Source organism: Paenibacillus sp. 1781tsa1, from assembly GCF_024159265.1.
GTDB lineage: Bacteria > Bacillota > Bacilli > Paenibacillales > Paenibacillaceae > Paenibacillus.
The window spans coordinates 4985229-5003114 of sequence record NZ_JAMYWY010000001.1; the positions used below are offsets into that span (position 1 = coordinate 4985229).

At 46.3% G+C, this 17886-nt stretch carries 15 protein-coding genes and 1 other annotated feature (1 of these 16 cut by a window edge); of the genes, 4 read left to right on the plus strand and 11 right to left on the minus strand.

Translation table 11 applies throughout. The annotated features are described in order from the left end of the window. Positions 1-87: 87 nt before the first annotated feature. The 4 genes from lepA to gpr all read right to left on the minus strand — a co-directional run bounded on the left by lepA (position 88) and on the right by gpr (position 4903). A complete protein-coding gene (gene lepA / locus NKT06_RS22495) occupies positions 88-1902 on the minus strand; it encodes a translation elongation factor 4 (RefSeq protein WP_076332291.1) in 1815 nt (604 codons plus the stop codon). A gap of 145 nt (positions 1903-2047) precedes the next feature. Beyond that, the gene (locus NKT06_RS22500) at positions 2048-2407 is read right to left on the minus strand and encodes a hypothetical protein (RefSeq protein ID WP_253439432.1); all 360 of its coding nucleotides are present in this window, start codon (positions 2405-2407) and stop codon (positions 2048-2050) included. Positions 2408-2461: 54 nt separating this feature from the next. After that, positions 2462-3757, minus strand: a complete 1296-nt coding sequence (locus NKT06_RS22505) for a stage II sporulation protein P (protein ID WP_253439434.1) — start codon at positions 3755-3757, stop codon at positions 2462-2464. Between the two features lie 144 nt (positions 3758-3901). Further along, the gene (gene gpr, locus NKT06_RS22510) at positions 3902-4903 is read right to left on the minus strand and encodes a GPR endopeptidase (protein WP_253439436.1); all 1002 of its coding nucleotides are present in this window, start codon (positions 4901-4903) and stop codon (positions 3902-3904) included. Between the two features lie 175 nt (positions 4904-5078). Between gpr and rpsT the strand changes: the two genes are divergently transcribed. After that, on the plus strand, positions 5079-5351 hold the full coding sequence (gene rpsT, locus NKT06_RS22515; protein ID WP_024628504.1) for a 30S ribosomal protein S20: 273 nt from the start codon (positions 5079-5081) through the stop codon (positions 5349-5351). A gap of 187 nt (positions 5352-5538) precedes the next feature. Here rpsT and holA read toward each other — a convergent pair whose 3' ends face one another. From holA to NKT06_RS22530, 3 genes are all read right to left on the minus strand, one after another. Continuing rightward, positions 5539-6555 carry a DNA polymerase III subunit delta gene (gene holA, locus NKT06_RS22520; RefSeq protein ID WP_253439438.1) on the minus strand — a complete coding sequence of 339 codons (1017 nt, stop codon included), beginning with the start codon at positions 6553-6555 and terminating at the stop codon, positions 5539-5541. Between the two features lie 258 nt (positions 6556-6813). Then, on the minus strand, positions 6814-8085 hold the full coding sequence (locus NKT06_RS22525) for an anti-sigma factor family protein (RefSeq protein WP_253439440.1): 1272 nt from the start codon (positions 8083-8085) through the stop codon (positions 6814-6816). Next, positions 8082-8630: an RNA polymerase sigma factor gene (locus NKT06_RS22530; protein WP_253439442.1), complete on the minus strand. Its 549-nt coding sequence runs from the start codon at positions 8628-8630 to the stop codon at positions 8082-8084. Before NKT06_RS22530 ends, NKT06_RS22525 begins: the two co-directional genes overlap by 4 nt. A 350-nt stretch (positions 8631-8980) precedes the next feature. Here NKT06_RS22530 and NKT06_RS22535 point away from each other — a divergent pair, with 350 nt between their 5' ends. Continuing rightward, on the plus strand, positions 8981-9283 hold the full coding sequence (locus NKT06_RS22535; protein WP_017687204.1) for a hypothetical protein: 303 nt from the start codon (positions 8981-8983) through the stop codon (positions 9281-9283). Positions 9284-9529: 246 nt separating this feature from the next. Further along, entirely contained in the window at positions 9530-9985 is a 456-nt protein-coding gene (locus tag NKT06_RS22540) for a hypothetical protein (protein WP_253439444.1), read from the plus strand. 11 nt (positions 9986-9996) lie between these two features. On the opposite strand, the gene NKT06_RS22545 is transcribed toward NKT06_RS22540, so the two are convergent. From NKT06_RS22545 to NKT06_RS22555, 3 genes are all read right to left on the minus strand, one after another. Beyond that, positions 9997-12867 (minus strand): ComEC/Rec2 family competence protein, encoded by a 2871-nt coding sequence (locus NKT06_RS22545; protein WP_253439446.1) that lies wholly within the window; start codon positions 12865-12867, stop codon positions 9997-9999. A 100-nt stretch (positions 12868-12967) separates the two neighbouring features. After that, the gene (locus NKT06_RS22550) at positions 12968-13489 is read right to left on the minus strand and encodes a deoxycytidylate deaminase (RefSeq protein WP_253439448.1); all 522 of its coding nucleotides are present in this window, start codon (positions 13487-13489) and stop codon (positions 12968-12970) included. Positions 13490-13527: 38 nt separating this feature from the next. Continuing rightward, a complete protein-coding gene (locus tag NKT06_RS22555; protein ID WP_253439450.1) occupies positions 13528-14163 on the minus strand; it encodes a ComEA family DNA-binding protein in 636 nt (211 codons plus the stop codon). A gap of 186 nt (positions 14164-14349) precedes the next feature. Between NKT06_RS22555 and comER the strand changes: the two genes are divergently transcribed. Next, positions 14350-15195: a late competence protein ComER gene (gene comER / locus NKT06_RS22560; RefSeq protein WP_253439452.1), complete on the plus strand. Its 846-nt coding sequence runs from the start codon at positions 14350-14352 to the stop codon at positions 15193-15195. On the opposite strand, the gene leuS is transcribed toward comER, so the two are convergent. Further along, positions 15176-17620, minus strand: coding sequence for a leucine--tRNA ligase (leuS, locus tag NKT06_RS22565; protein ID WP_253439454.1), 2445 nt, complete (start codon positions 17618-17620; stop codon positions 15176-15178). The two genes, comER and leuS, sit on opposite strands and share 20 nt — an antisense overlap. 77 nt (positions 17621-17697) lie before the next feature. Further along, positions 17698-17886 (minus strand) — a binding site (T-box leader) (it continues 82 nt past the right edge of the window).

A 17886-nucleotide genomic window follows, 5' to 3' on the forward strand; every position in this document is an offset into this window, starting at 1 on the left:
CCAAAAGGATTCACGTGACGTTTGCAAGCAAACGTCGTAATCTAATTTGAATACACACATTCTGTGCTGTACCTCAAAATAGATTGTTTAGTCATCAATTTTCAGTACTGCCATGAATGCCTCTTGCGGCACCTCAACGTTACCAACTTGCTTCATCCGCTTCTTACCTTCCTTCTGCTTCTCAAGCAGTTTCCGTTTCCGCGAGATGTCACCACCATAACACTTGGCAAGTACGTTTTTACGCATGGCTTTTACCGTTTCACGAGCAACGACCTTGGTACCTACAGATGCCTGAATTGGCACCTCGAACATTTGCCGTGGAATCAACTCGCGCAGTTTCTCACAGACAATGCGTCCGCGGTTATAAGCACGGTCACGGTGAACGATGAAGGACAGAGCATCAACCTGCTCGCCATTGAGGACAATATCCATTTTCGCCAGATTGGACTGACGGTAACCGGACAGTTCATAATCCAGAGAAGCATATCCTTTGGTACCGGATTTCAACTGGTCGAAGAAGTCATATACAATCTCGGACAACGGAATCTCATAGGTAATGGTAACCCGGGTCGTGTCCAGATATTCCATATTCACATATTCACCGCGTTTATTCTGACACAGTTCCATAATGGTACCTACATAATCATTCGGTACAATAATATCTGCCTTAACGTATGGTTCCTCGACGTAATCAATCCGTCCCACCTCAGGATAGTTGGATGGGTTGTCGATTTTCATCACTTCACCATTCGTTAAAGTGACGTGGTAGATTACACTTGGTGCCGTTGTAATCAACGGAATGTTAAACTCCCGCTCGATCCGCTCCTGGATAACGTCCATGTGAAGCAGTCCAAGGAATCCACAACGGAATCCAAAACCGAGTGCACTGGATGTTTCCGGTTCAAAGCTCAGAGACGCATCGTTCAACTGCAATTTCTCCAATGCTTCACGCAGATCAACATAGTCGGATGTTTCGATCGGATAGAGACCACAATACACCATTGGGTTAATTTTACGATAACCCGGCAAAGGTTCCGGTGTTGGATTTTTGGCATCCGTTACCGTATCCCCGACTTGTGTATCGCCAACATGCCGGATACCTGCAACGATAAATCCAACATCACCCACGTTTAGCTCGTCCACGATGGTCATGCGAGGTTTGAACGCACCAACTTCAATGACTTCAAATGATTTACCTGTTGCCATCATTTTGATTTTGGAACCGGATTTGATTTTGCCGTCAACAACACGTACATAGACGATTACACCTTTGTACGGATCATAGTGCGAGTCAAAAATCAGCGCTTTCAAAGGCTGATCAGGATCACCGGTTGGTGCAGGGACACTTTGCACCACTTGCTCCAAAATTTCTTTGATTCCGATTCCTGATTTGGCCGAAGCCAAAACCGCATTACTTGTGTCCAAACCAATAACATCTTCCACTTCCTGCTTCACTCGTTCAGGATCAGCACTTGGAAGGTCAATTTTGTTAATAACCGGTAAAATTTCAAGGTTGTTATCCAATGCCAGATACACATTGGCAAGTGTTTGGGCTTCAATTCCCTGAGCCGCATCCACAACCAGCAGAGCTCCTTCACATGCAGCAAGACTGCGTGATACTTCATACGTGAAGTCTACGTGTCCTGGTGTATCAATCAAATTCAATAAATACTCTTCACCGTCATCCGCTTTGTAAGTCAAGGCTACTGCTTGTAGCTTGATCGTTATTCCACGTTCACGTTCAAGGTCCATCTTATCCAGAACCTGTTCCTGCATTTCACGTGACGTGAGCGCACCTGTGTGCTCCAAGATCCGGTCCGCAAGTGTTGATTTGCCGTGATCTATATGTGCAATGATAGAAAAGTTACGAATTTTACGTTGTCTTGCCCGAATGTCAGTCATTCCTTACCCCCAGAAACAGCCTAGTGTCAATCACTTCATTATAACAGTTGAAGCACAGTGCATCAATCCCGTGATGTCTCAACTTTACAATAAAGTGTGATCATACACTCCTAGAGGTTATATTGTACCTTTAATCCATGGTATTTTATTCAGCAACGCCGCTAAAAAGAGAGACCACCCACTTGATTCCACTATGTGAGAGATTTTGCAATAGTCCAGCCGTTTTGTCTGCCAACACATCGACCGGAGCCTTACTCTGATCAGCCCCAAGCACTTGGCTTGGTGACTGAACAGGTACAAATGGCGGTTCTTTGATTTCCTTTTGCACAGGTGCAGCTGGAACAGATTCGGTAACCGAGGAAGTTGGCTCAGTTGTTACCACGGTTGACGTGCCTCCTGATGAATTGCCAATCTGAAAGTTGCCGCCAGCCAGCTGCATTCCAAACAGAACACCCAGCAACATTAATACAGCCATGGATAACAATCTTTTACCGAATCTGGACATATGCTTAGCCTCCTGTCACTCTCTACTATTTTCATCTTCTTACATATATAGTCCCTACCCACCTTGCGACGAGGTTTCCGCACTGGCTTTATCCACCTTCTGATCTTCCCAGTACACTTGGGCAATCATGTCTGCGAGAATCTTCGATGTCCGTTGTAACTCAGCTCCTGTATTGTCGATGCCGCCAATCTCAATTAGAATGCTGTTGGGTGAAAGTGTTTGGTTATACTCTCCATTGTTGGCGCCTCCGCCATCCTTACCCCACACACCACGCGATACCCCAGGATACTTGGCTTCCAGTTTCTTATGAATTTTCGCTGCAAAGGCTTCATTCTGCCGCCAATTTGGATTTTCATGTCCAATAATGAAATACACTTTGGCGTAGCCCAAGTCATTAATTGTAGTTGTTGTTTTGCCATGACGCTGTGAATCGCGGTGAATGTCTATGAGATACGTCAGTTCGTCATTTTGAGCAAGTGCCGCTTTTACCGTTTGACGAGAATATTTATAGGAATAGTTCCAGTTATAATCCTTTACTTTAGTCGGGTAATCATCCTTGGCGTGCTCTACGCCGATTCCCAGCTTCTCCAGACTGTCTGAAAGATAGGTTCCCACTTGAAACACATTGCCGGTTGATTTGCCTGATGATGGATTATCACTTTTCGTACCTAGCAATGGATTGTATCCTTCCCGTGGATGGGAATGATAGATAAGAATTGATTTTTCACCTGTTGTCGGTGAGCCTGAATTGTCTTTCTCTCCATTCTTCGCTGGGGGATCTTCCTTGCCTTCTCCATCTCCAGGCTCGCTCGAATCAGGCGGATCCGTATTGTCCTGACCTGGTGGAACATGCAGCTCACTACCGGGTTTCCCTCCACCTGCGGAAGCTGTATCCGTAAGACCGGGACCGGGCTGATAATCTTCGGGAGCCTCTGCTTTTTCGTTACCAGATCCAGGACGGAGCAGAACAGGTTGGTTGGAACCCATGCCCGGCATTTCTCTCGCAATTAGGCTCTTGGGATCTTGAGGGTTTACATTCGTCAGTAATTGGAAAACAAATGAAGTGAGATTCTCACCGGATATTGCAGATGTCTGTTCTTTCTGGGTGAGATGGGGCATCTCCATACCGAGCATATCGACGAAAAAGCGGCTTGATACAGCACTCGCAAATCCTTTCATCGAAGAAACGGGAGAATTATTCAAGCGTTTCTCTGCCATGCCCCCAAGACCAAGTACGACAAAAAACAAGGCAGATATGATCATAAGCAACAACAACGTACGGCCCATGGCCAGCACGTGCAGACATCTTTTTTTCCACTTTCCAATATTCCAGGCCAATATCTTGTTCATTCTGCTGTCTCCTTCCCTGCTGGACAACTCTTATACTTCAACTCTATGAGCCCGCCCAATCTGATAGAACAGGAAAATGAAAGATTCCAGAAACAAAAAAAGAAAGTCCGATAGATTCGGACCTCCTTCTCAGCAGATTAAGTTTTAATGTGTATAAGCGGCTACGTTATCCGGATTCACTGCATCATGGAGTGCGGCGTTAAGTCCTGTAGCGATAACGTTGGCAATTCCTTCAATAAACTCATCGATTTCCTTCGGAGTAACAATGAGGTCATGACCCAGTGGCTCCAGTACCTCTTTGACCAGACTCAAGCGATCCTGCTCACCAATGTCGTCCAGCATGCCCATGATCTGTTTAGTCTGATCCGTTTCCTGGCGGAAGTGTGAGCGCATCATCTCAATCACATTGTTCACAATGGTGGACGCATAACATACGGTTGGTACTCCGATGGCAATGCAAGGTACACCTAATATCTCACGAGTCAGGCCACGCCTTTTGTTTCCAATACCGGAACCAGGATGGATACCAATGTCGGCTACCTGAATGGTTGTATTTACACGTTCCAGAGAACGGGAGGCCAGGGCATCAATCGCAATAATGGCATCAGGCTTGGTCCGGTCTACAATCCCCTGTACGATGTCACTGGATTCAATGCCCGTTGTTCCTAACACACCAGGAGCAATTGCGCTGACCTCCCGATATCCTGGCGCAACCTGATCGGGCACCAATTCGAAATACTGACGGGTTACCATCAGATTTTCCACAACAAGTGGACCGAGTGAATCGGGAGTAACATTCAAATTGCCCAGGCCAACAATTAAGACTTTGGATGTTTTGTTGATTCCAGCCTTGATCATAAAATCTTCCATCTCGCGTGTGAACTCGGCAGCAACACGTTCCTGTAAATCCGTATCCCCATTCCGTAGGGAGGGTACTTCCAACGTGACATAGTGGCCTTTCACCCGGCCAATGGCTGTGGCCGCTTCATCATTAAGTACATCAATACGTGTAATCGTAATGCCCTCTTTTTTCTCTACATCTTCCCGTAATCCGGGAATCGTCTGTTTCTGTCCACCTTGCGCCATTTCCTTGGAGTCGATCGCCAAATCGGTACGAACTGTGTAGTTTTGCAAATCCAGTGTCATTCTGTCCCTGCCTCCCTTACCGCATTTGAGCATATTGTGTGGGAAAAAGAGTTTCTTTATGCAGCATGTCTAACATCGTAGGAATATCTGTTGCATTTTACATGCTAGCGTGATAGAATATTTTAAGTTGTGAAACGTTTGTATTCATGCAAATGCCTTACAGGAGGTGAATGTAATGCCAAACATCAAATCCGCTGTTAAACGCGTAAAAACGAGCGACAAGCGCCGCGCACTCAACGCTTCCCAGAAGTCTGCACTCCGTACAGCTGTTAAAGCTGCTGATGCTGCTCTGGTAAGTAACGAAGTTGATACTGCAAAAGCTGCGATTCAAGCTGCTTCCAAAAAGCTGGACAAGGCTGTAACTAAAGGTCTGGTTCATAAAAATGCTGCAGCACGCAAAAAGTCTCGCTTGGCGAAAAAACTGAACGCTCTTTCCGCACAAGCGTAAGAAGCGTTACTTATACGATCCAATGGAAAAATCCTGAACAGCATAGGCTTTCAGGATTTTTTAGTATCTGATTCGATAAGTATAAGACACAGACAAAGCGACCTTTATTCCGATGATCTAACCATCATGGAGCAAAGGTCGCTTTGTTTGTTATTTACACTAGTAATCTATTACGTTTACGTATTCATCAAGCCCCATGTCTCAATAAGAATAGCTCCAGACCAAGGACTTTATCCACCGCTCCTGTTTTCATCTGGTAATCCAATTCACTGAGGTGACTCAAAATCATTCTCAGACGTTCTGGCTGAAATTTACGCGCTTGTTCTCCCGCGATCTTAACCGCATATGGATGCAGCCCAAGCTGACTGGCAATCTGCTGTTGGGAGTAGCTTTGTTGGCCCAACTCTTTAACTTGAATCATAATCCGAAACTGCCGAGCGATCAAAGCCGCAATTTTAATTGGTTCTTCCCGCTGCTTCAACAACTCATAGAACAGAGCCAATGCCTTCTCCAGTCGCAAATTAGCCAATTCTTCCACCAGTGAAAATACATTTTGCTCTGTGCTGCGGGCAACCAGTGATTCAATATCAGCACGCCGGATTGTTCCCCCATTACCTGCAAACAAACATAACTTGTCCACTTCAGCAGAAAGGGTCTGGAGACCTGTTCCTGCGTAGCTGATTAATGTTTCCGCCGCTCCTGTCTCCAAGGAAACATCCCGCTGCTTCGCCAGTTTCACGATCCAATTCAACAGTTCATCTCCACTAAGAGGAGCAAAAGCAAGAACGACTGCCTGTTTCTTGACAGCCTTCACCAGTTTCTTACGCTCATCCAGCTTATCCCCTTGGGCCAGGAAAACAATCGTACTGTAGTCTGCCGGATTTTCCATATATGTAAGCAGACGATCAACCTGATGTTCAATCTTCGATTCTTTACCTGCAGTGAACAGGCTCGCGTCCCTTACAATAATTAATTTGCGTGGAACCAGAAAAGGTACGGTCTCTGCTTCTTCAATAACGACCTCCACAGCCGTCTCAGACAAATCATATGGAATAATCGCAAAATCACGATGTTCTTCTTCAATAACCTGTTCTTTTAACATATCCGTAAATTGCTGTATCTGGTACTTTTCCGTTCCATACAGCACATAGATCGGAGCCGTTTCCCCACTACGTATTGCCTTTGTTGCACTTTTTACATCCATTCACGGTGCCTCCTTATCCCTCTTATCCTACCAGAAAAAGTGCAAGACAACAAAGGGACCTTACATCCAGTTTACGGATGAAGGTCCCCTGTCCTACATCTATATAAACGCAGACACCAGCAGTTCTAGAAAAAGCCGGTGCGCGGTCATACGACGTCAGTTGTTTGAACTGAGATAGGACGTTTTGTTAATTCCACTATATGCTTGTCATACTGAAAATGTTCTTTCGTTTGGAGGAGCGCACTCCCCATTTTTTAATTATTTCGCCGGAGCTCCACTTGGAACGGCAGGTACATTAAACGAGTTCTTCGCCGTTGTTCCGTCCTTGTCCGTCTCGTAATTAAATAGGGTACCATCCTTGGACCAACTCGCTGACTTCAGTGTGCCCTCTATACTGCGTTGTTCAACCAAATTCAGAACATCCGGTTCGTTTGCAGGTTTGGAGTAGATGCTGATCTGATCACCAAGAAGCATAACTACGTAAGAGCCGTCAGGTGATTTCCATTCTTTTGGTGCTGCTGTTGTAGTCATTCCCTGATCCGGTCCTGCTGCGATCCCTTTGTTTCCTCCAGAGGCGTCTGCACCTGCACCGGAATCAAGAGCAGAATTGCTTTCAACTGGAGCATCTTCATTCGGTACAATCATCTGAGAAGTGAAGGAATCTCCGTTGTCTGTTTCTGTTACTCCATTCTCTTCCCCATCTGCAGAAGATTTGGTAGCATCTCCTGGTTCTTGATTGCGCTGCTCAGCATCTTGGTTCTGAACCTGATTATTTTGATTATCGGTCGTAGGTGTTTTGGACGAATGATCCTGAGTTCCTTTGTTCGGAGCAGGTGTTGATCCAGTAGCTGGTTGTTGAGGTGTCGGATCTGTCCGAACTTCAGGCTTCTGTACCTCATCTCCACCATTCTCTTCAGGTATTGTTTCTACGCCTTGGTTGTCTGGTTCAGTCGGTGAAACATTCGATTGATCAACAAACACATCGTTGCTGCTTGGTTGGGATGAAGTGGCAGGATCAGAATTTTCAATACTTTTGCTTAAAGGATTCTCATCCACATTGCCACTCTCTTGAGAAGCCCCTGAGCTCATCAGCAAGGAATCGGCATTCTCAATCTGGTCAGGCTGATATCCCCAGATGGCGAATCCCAATACAACTGCCGCAGCCGCTGCCCCCATAGACATACGTCCTGCCATCGAGTTAAGCCATTTTTGTTTCGTTTTCCGCTCACTTGAACGTTGTAAATTCTCAAATGCAGCGGGGACAGGATTCATTTCCTGTATGGTGCTACTTTGTTCCTTCCGCGCTTCGTCAATGGCATCAAGTTGTGGCATAATCGCATCAACCAGACTGAATCTCGGGCTTACTTGCGGTAATTCTTCCAGTTCTCTGGAAAGAGCTCTGAGTAAACTAAAATTCTCGGCACACTCCGGACACTTCGCCACATGTTGTAGCATCTGCGCGGTTTCCGCCTCGCCCAGATCATGATCCAGATAGCGGTGCATCCATTCCACCACCTCTTCGCATTTCATCCTGTCACACCACCTTTCTGATATTCCTGTAGTAGATTCTGCAATTGCTGTCTGGCTCTAAATAAATAAGATTTCACCGTATTCAATGGAAGATCGAGACAATCCGCAATTTCATTGTAGGATAAGTCCTGCAAATATCTTAGAACAATAACGGTACGATGATGCTCGGGAAGCTTGTTGATCGCATCCTGAATGTCTTGGGCCACATATGTAGACATGACCTCGTACTCCACATCCTGAGCATCCTGAAAAACCATGTCATGTTCGTCAATGGAGACGGACGGTTTGGTTCTTCTGAATTTATCAATACAGATGTTCGTGACGATGCGTTGTACCCAAGTTTTGAATTGGGCCTTTTCTTCGTATGAGTTGATTTTGGTGTAAATTCGGATCAATGCTTCCTGAGCAGCATCCAAAGCGTCCTGTTCATTATTTAGAATGTAATATGCGGTCCGATAGACGTGTTGTTCAATCTCCCGCAATAGGGTAATTAGAGCGTCGCGATCGCCCGATTGAGCGGCTCTGATGAGTTCCGGCTCTACCACAAAGGATCCCCCTCTCCCTGCAACCTTACAGACGTGATCATCAATAAAATTGTTGCAAAGTTAAGTATTTTTTAATTTGCCATAACAAAATAACGGCGTATGTATTTGGGCCGCTGAAATCTTCTCTTAGAATAACAGAAATTGCATAACGAGTCACCAAACGTATCCAAAAGGGATTCCATTACTTACACGACTCAATTCAAATGCAATGGCATACATTATAGCTAAGCACTTTTTGGTTCTGAAAATAAAAAAAAGTCGAAATTTGTCCAAATTTAAGCTGTTTTTAATGCAATTTTCATGAAAATGGTGTATTGTAAATTTACATTCATAAACACGAGGTGATGAGCATGCCAGCTCTAGCAAAAATTCAAGCTTTAAAAGAACAAATGCCCAAAGAATACCAAAGTATTTCCCACTTTGTGGAACATGCACTGGAGTCCATTGATACTCTGGTCGAGGAACATCGGAAGTACGTAGCTGCACAGGCATTATACGGCGATAAAATCGTTGGATCGGAAGAACGCTTGTACAGAGAAACCGTACTTGATGTCAGAGCACAGCTGTTGATGACTCTTGAGAAAACGGTAGAAGATCTGTTGCACAAGGGCGACAAACACTGGAGCAAACACTTTAAGGATGGCGTGGAGTAGTTCTTATATTTCTTCTACATTTTGAAAAAATGGCCCGCTTTCCGATATTCTCCCTCGTGGAGTGTAACGGAAAACGGGCTTTTTTTGCGCTGTGACTTACAATCAAATAAAGTGATTAATTGGTATCATCTCAATCAGCATAAAATCGTTTAACTGTTTCCTCAACCTCTGTATGTTAAAATATAGTAACTTTCTTAGTTTATCTCTTGTTGAATATAGTTATTTAAGATGGAGGTCAATATTTAAATGACAAACACCCATAGAATCCATAGGCCGCGCGGAAAAATACTTGCAGCTGTATTAACTGCAATTTTCATTTCACTTGCAATGGGGATTTATCACTATGTCCCTTTGGATGAAAGAATAGAGAATACTTACTATTATTCATTCGGTTATAAATTTGCAGTTGGATTATTGATTAACCTCGCTATTTTACTTTTCTTAATTACGCCACTTTCTATATTGGCGGATGGATTACTTTTATACAGAAAAAAAGATAATACGTATATGAGATTGCCCATTGCTATTGCCGCATATGGTCTATTAGGCTTCATAGGTGGGATCATCTACTCGATGTTTACACTCAACTTCAATACTTTTCCTGCACAGTCGATCCACATTGTTGTATGTTCTCTTGTCTTTTTAGCTTTCCAATTGGTATTAGATCGGCGTTTTTTCATTTATCATCACACCGATAAATAGGTTGCGTGCCGTCACTCAACCCCGACCAACTTGTACCGGATAGCAATCTTCCCATCTTTCACTCTCATCTGAATCTCACCCATATGATCCGTCCGATAAATATCTGACCCGGTAGCCTCCAAACGTTCCATTACTCCCGGATTGGGATGTCCATATGTATTGTTAACTCCAGCAGATATCACAGCGGTTTTGGCGTTCCAGTATTGGAGCCAGGCTTCGGTGGAAGACGTTTTACTCCCATGATGAGCGACCTTTAGAACGTCAATGGAGACAAATGCTGCTGAAGCATCATTTGAATTAACCAGCAACGGGCGTGTAAGTAACCTTTGTACAACTCCCTCTGTAACTTCAATATCTGCACCTTTCTGTTTAAACTGGGCAGCTAACGAGCCATCTTGAATCATATAGAGCAGGTCCTGCTCGGCCGCAGCATCCATATCCCCGGTGAACAACATGGAAGTCCCAGCCATGTCTAGCAAAAAGACAACGGAATCATGATTCTGGTGTTCAGACACAGGCATATTGCCTGATGCATTTACATTCATATGCGCCAGATCTGGAGCTATAAAATGTAAACTTGTCTCTTTATCAGCCTTATAAGTCATACCCTGCTGAATGGCGTACAGAGGAATTTTCCGTTCCATGGCTGTATTCAGTAACTTATCAAAGTTAGCCTTACCACTGGTTGTACCATTAAACATGAACCGTTTAACCGGAATCTGTTCCAGCACAGCCTGTAGCCCTCCGGCATGATCCTGGTCGGCATGCGTTACAATGACAGCGTCCAGTTGGTGGATACCTCTCTTTTTCAATAAAGGAACAACGACCTTGGCTCCTACCTCATACGGATCACGTCTTGTTTTCCACGATTGCTCGGTGTTTCCAAAGTTAACTGTTCCCCCGCCATCCACCAAAATATGTTTGCCTTCCGGGGTTGTAATCAATGTGCTGTCTCCTTGTCCAATATCCAAAAACTGCACGATGCCGGTTCCAGCAGGCTTGGGAGTCTGATATGCCCACCACAATCCAGTAACAAAGCTGAGCGCGAGCAAACCGCACACCCATCGCTGAACTTTACTCATTCGTTCATATGCATAATAACCTGCACCTCGTGCGGCAAATGCACTCGTATACTCCGGCCAGGCAATACTGGCTCCTAATGTCGTTAATGAAGTTTCTTTTCCATCTACACGTTTCTTACCTTGATCCTGTGCCATGTTAGACATCGAAGAGCGAATGCCCACATTCCCCATGGAAACTGGAGGTAGTCTCCTCACAAGAGGAGCCGTATCCTCCTCAATAAACGCTGTTTCTTGCTGCTCACCATTGCCACGATGCAGCAGATAGAGCAAGGCATATAAAACGGCATAATATGCGGCTATCCACAACAGGGAAGGTGTTGCCCAGATCAACACAAAACCCGGCAGACTGTTCATCCACTCCACGCTTACAAAAGTCAGTTGATTCAGTTGAATCGCAATCCATGCGAAAGGTCTCGCCAAGGGAACCCATATGAATGACAATAGCATGGCGACCGTCCCCAGTGGTAATACAATGGCGCTAATCAAAGAAACCAGCAGAAAGTTGGCTACAAATGAGAGTAATGAAAACTGGTTGAAGTACAGAATGGTTACTGGAAAAGAAATCAGCTGAGCGGTTACCGTGACGGATGCTGTTGCGGCCAGAGATTTCGGCCAGTTGCTGAACAGTCGGTTAATCAATGGCATGTATATCATCAGACCTGCAGTCACGAGAAAGGATAACTGGAAGCTCACACTTAGCAAAAAGTACGGGTCCCACCACATCATCAGTAATGCTGCTGCACTGATCATCTGCAGACCATCTCTCGCGAGGCCACGGCGTGCCATATACAACCCAATCATGGACATAATGCCTGCTCGAATCACTGAAGGTGAACCACCGGATAATAGTACATATGCAGGCACCAGGATCAGAACAATCGTGAGTGCCGTCTCTCTGGTAAGTCTTAACCAGGATAAAATAAGGAGAAGAGAAGCTACATATACAGCCACATGGGTTCCGGAGATTGCCAGGATATGTGTTAGACCCAGTTGTGAAAACTGACCATAGGTGCCCGGATCGATATCGTTAGCCATCCCGATAATTAGTCCCTTCATATATCCTGCATGAGGCTCAGGAAATAATTGTTCGACCGCTGAACCCAACATATGTCTTGTCCAATCCGTCCACCGTAGAACGTTGAATTGTCCAAGCCCCTCCGGAGGCGTAACCGTGACCGAGGCGGCTCCCTTCACTTTGAACAACCAGTGGATATGCAGGGTTCGCAAATAACTGCGATAATCAAACCCGCCAAAGTTCCTCGCTTCGCCAGGAAGGGCAAAAGAACCATGAAGCGTGATTGCATCGCCCCTCTTCCAGCCCGCTGCTGCCTGTTGTTCTTCTTCCTCCAACAGTCTGACTTGTACCATCAATTGTTCATCTATTTGGAATGCAGTTGATGCCGCCAGATCTGTATCTGCTGACGAAGCCGATATGGGCAATATGGAAGAAATCTGTATCTTAAAGTCAGCCCGATCTCCATCAATACGCACATCTGATACAAGCTCACCCTGAATCTGTGCTGCCATACCGTCCATCTCATCAGCAGCAGTATGGATGGTCTCGGGCAGTCTGCTATGATTGCGTACGTCATTCCATTCCCAATGTACAGCACCTCCAATAAAGGCAGTGAGCAAAAACAAAATGGACCATCCACGCACATCTATGAAACGAAGTAGAAGTGGCAGACACGCCAGCGCCCCAATCATCCCCCATATTAACGTCCATCCTGTTAAGGCGCATGCCATACCGCTACCGCATAACCAGCAAATTGTAAAACTTAACAACGGTCTGCCTTTCATTTGCTCCCTCCTTCCTGTCACCCTGGAACGCAGAAAAACCCCCGGGAAGCCAATTCAGGCTTGCCGGAGGTTCTCCCTCTCATATTCGACCATATTCAGATTAATTGCTCACAGTCATCATCGTTTCCCGCGGCGGTTGGTAATTCTCCAGCCTGCGGAATGTTATGCCCTTCTGTTCCATCATATTCGTAACCTTGCCGGTATCTTTAGGATAAGAACGATGAAAGACGATTTCTGTAATCCCGCTATTCGCCAGCATATTGGCACATGTCCAGCAAGGTTCGTCAGTCACATACACAGACGAGCCTTCACGGTCGATTCGATCTGTGAATAAAAGTAAATTTTGCTCCGCATGGATTGTGCGAATGCAGCGTTGCTTCTTCACCATGTCTTCTTGCCCATCGGTCACGACCAACTCATACTCTTCCGATATCATGCAACCTGCTTCAGAACAATCCGGAACACCGGTGGGTGCGCCATTATACGCTGTTCCGAGTAGTTTTTTTCCTTGAACAAGAACGGCACCTACGTGACGACGCGAACAGCGGGAACGGGTGGAAACCATATACGCGATGTCCATAAAATACGTATCCCAATCCTTGCGTACCTCTACTGTACTCATGCTGCTTTCCTCCCGCTCAACACATTTTTATTCTCATATTACCGGATCTGCACATATGGCGCCATCTTCTCCAGCATCTTCATGCCGATTCCTTTGACCTTTGTCAGATCACTAACTTTCGCAAAAGGACCATGTGCATTCCGATAGTCTACAATAGCCTGAGCCTTCTTCTCCCCGATTCCAGGAAGCTCTGTAAGCTTGGAGACAGATGCAGTGTTCACATCAATCTTACCATTATCGCTTGCTTCCTCACGAACTATAGATGAATTACTACTTGATGCCGTCTCGGAGGTAACCGAAGGGTTTGATTTCGTATCTTGCACTACCGGTTCAGTCGGAGCAGCAGTAACCAATGGAATATCGTTCGTCTGATTTGGAGTTTGGGCTACTGGATCACCTTCAACTGCACCACTCAAGATCTCTTTAGACTCTCCTGCCTTTGCATCATTCCCAGTCTGCATCCCATTTGCATCCGTTCCCGAAGATGTTCCTGTATTGCCCTGAACCGAAGTAGCCGACTGTATAACAGGAAGTTCCTGCTCTATTGTCGGCTTCTCGGTGCCGAGCTGCAAGGGTTCCCAGCCACTAGGTGGTTGTTCACTTTTGCCCGACCATAATATGAGTATACTTCCAACCACCGCAGCAGCAATGGTCATTCCTTTGTTCCATCTCATTTCTTCCACACCTCTCCCTGAATTCAAAATCATTCATTTCGAACACGGGCGGTGCTTCCGAACCGTTGAACTTCCCTGATGAAACAAGTTGTGCATTTTTCATGTCATGTGAACCAGGTCCTCACGCATAGAATAGAGGGAATGAACTGCGCCAGTACCGTAAAGCATGAAAGGAGGCCTGAAACAATGAAGGTTGGATTTATCGGAACCGGCAGCATGGGCAGTCTGCTGATCTATGCCCTGATTCAATCGGGTGCACTCGAGCCCCGTCAGATCGCGGCCAGCAATCGAACCCCGTCCAAAGTACGACAGTTATCCCTCCGTTACCCCGGTCTGCATGAATCCCAGAGCAATCGGGAAACGGTGATCCGAAGTAATATCATCTTCCTGTGCGTGAAGCCGCTTGAATTCAAACATGTCATTGACGACATCCTGCCTGTCGTGAATCCCAATCATATAATTGTCTCGATCACCAGTCCCGTGCAGCTGCGCCATCTGGAATCTTCACTTCCTTGCAAAGTCTCCAAGGTTATTCCCAGCGTCACACACCAGGTTGGCAGCGGCGCGTCCCTGTGTATACACGGCGAACGAATGACCAGTGAAGACCGCGCTGTGTTGGAAAGTCTGCTTAGTCATATAGGCAGGCCGTACCAAGTGGACGAAGCCTGTACACGAATCACATCCGACTTCTCCAGTTGCGGACCTGCATTCATATCGTTCTTTTTGGAACAGTGGATCGAAAGTGCCGTGAAGCTGACAGGCATCAAAAGGGCAGATGCCTGCGCTCTGGCTGGCGAAATGCTTCTGGGAACAGGCAAGCTGCTCACCGAAGGAGGATACACGCCGCAAGAGCTTCAAGCTCGTGTCGCTGTACCTGGCGGTATTACCGCTCAGGCACTTGCACTGCTGAAGGTTAGTCTCGACGGTGTTTTCGACAACCTGATCCGCACGACACATGACAAATATGATGAAGATTTATTAAAGCTGGATGAATTATTCCGAGCCGGTGAGATTAACCGGCAACAATATTAACGAGTTTGCCTGGAACGGCAATGACCTTGCGAATGGTCTTGCCTTCCAGCGCCTGCTTAACAGGTGCCAGCTCCATCGTAAAGTCCTGCATCCCCTGTGCGTCCAGATCCTTCGCGATCGTAGCACGAGTTACGATTTTACCGTTTACCTGAACAACGATTTCTACTTCTGCATCCACTGTCATGGACTCATCATATTCAGGCCAAGCCACGTAAGAGATTCCACCTTCATGACCCAAACGGCTCCACAGCTCCTCTGCCATATGCGGTGCCAGTGGTGACAACAGTTGCACAAAGTTCTCCATTGCTTCTCGAGGCAATGTATCGGCTTTGTATGCATCGTTGATGAAGATCATCAGCTGGCTGATGGATGTGTTGAAGCGCAGGTGTTCCAGATCTTCCGTAACTTTTTTGATCGTTTTGTGAGCAGTTCGCTTGAACTCATCCGTTCCACCGTCCACCGTAATCTTGTCATTGATGGCCCCTGTGTCTTCGTTAATGAAGAGACGCCATACACGTGACAGGAAGCGGTGCATGCCTTCAACCCCGTTAGCGTTCCACGGTTTTGTCGCTTCCAATGGTCCCATGAACATCTCGTACAGACGCAATGTATCTGCACCGAATTCATTCACGATTTCATCCGGGTTAATAACATTACCACGGGATTTACTCATTTTCTCATTATTCGTCCCCAGGATCATACCTTGGTTCACCAGTTTGTGGAACGGCTCTTTTGTATCCACAACACCCAGATCATACAGCACTTTGTGCCAGAAACGAGCGTACAGCAAGTGAAGCACCGCATGCTCTGCTCCGCCAATGTACAGATCAACTGGCAGCCACTGCTGCTGTTTCTCCTTGGAGATCAGTTCCTTGTCATTGTGCGGATCGATAAAGCGCAGGTAATACCAGCAGCTACCCGCCCATTGTGGCATGGTGTTAGTCTCACGACGTGCCTTCATTCCCGTTTCCGGATCTACCGTATTCACCCACTCCGTAACATTCGCCAGTGGTGATTCTCCAGTACCCGAAGGTTTGATCTGATCGATATCAGGCAGCAGCAGTGGAAGTTGATCCTCCGGTACGGTCTTCATCGTTCCGTCTTCCAGATGCAGAATCGGAATTGGCTCACCCCAGTAACGCTGACGGCTGAACAGCCAATCACGCAGACGATAGGTCACTTTCCCTTGTCCTTTACCGTTCTCTTCCAGCCAAGCAATCATCTTGGCAACGGCTTCTTCATTGTTCAGTCCGTTCAGGAAATCGGAATTCACATGCGCGCCATCACCGGAATACGCCTCTTGTGTAACGTCGCCACCCTGAATAACCTCGATGATATCCAGACCGAACTGCTTCGCAAATTCCCAGTCACGTGCATCATGACCCGGAACAGCCATAACCGCACCTGTACCGTAACCTGCAAGAACGTAATCAGCGATCCAGATCGGCAATTTTGCACCATTAACGGGATTGATTGCATAAGCGCCAGTGAATACACCTGTTTTGTCTTTGGCCAAATCCGTACGTTCCAGATCACTCTTACGAGAAGCCTGCTCCTGATAAGCCTGAATCGCTTCACGTTGGTCATCCGTTGTGATTGCTTCTACCAATTCATGTTCCGGAGCAAGTACTGCAAAGCTTGCTCCGAACAATGTGTCCGCACGGGTAGTGAACACCTTAATTACTTCCTCGCGACCTTCAATGGCAAAAACAACTTCTGCACCTGTCGATTTACCGATCCAGTTACGCTGCATATCCTTGATGCTTTCAGACCAATCCAGCTCTTCCAGGTCTTCCAACAGACGCTCTGCATACTCGGTAATTCTCAGGACCCACTGACGCATCGGTTTACGTACAACCGGATGTCCACCACGTTCACTCTTGCCATCAATAACCTCTTCATTAGCCAGTACCGTTCCAAGTGCTTCGCACCAGTTAACTGCGACTTCATCCACATAAGCGAGGCCCTTATTGTACAACTGGATAAAGATCCATTGTGTCCATTTATAGTACTCAGGGTCCGTTGTGCTGATCTCACGATCCCAGTCATAGGAGAAACCAAGCGACTTGATCTGGCGACGGAAATTGTCAATATTACGGAATGTAATATGCCGTGGATGCTCACCAGTATCCAATGCATGCTGCTCAGCAGGCAGACCGAAAGCATCCCAACCCATCGGATGCAATACATTGTAACCGCGCATACGTTTGTAACGGGAAACGATATCCGTTGCCGTATATCCTTCCGGGTGACCTACGTGCAGACCTGAACCGGATGGATAAGGGAACATATCCAGTGCATAAAATTTCGGTTTAGCAGGGTCCTCACCCGTTTTAAACGTTTTATTTGTATCCCAGTATTGCTGCCAACTTTTTTCCATGACTTGTGGCTGATAGCCGTGTTTCGGCTGGTTATTCTCACTCATCTATTGTTCCTCCTTCAGGTTACTCGCTTAGCTTTAATTGCAACAAAAAAACCTCAGCATCCCGTAGCGTTTGCAGCGCTAGGGACGAGAGGTTGAATTCCCGTGGTACCACCCTAGTTAGCGGACGAACGTGCTTCGTCATCCACTCCCTTTGGACCTGTAACGGCGGTTAACCGATGCGGATTTCCATTCCTGAATTCCAGCTTCTACTCAGCAGGTTAAACAAAAATGGTGTAATCACCGCATTTCTCCAAGGCGAGTTCACA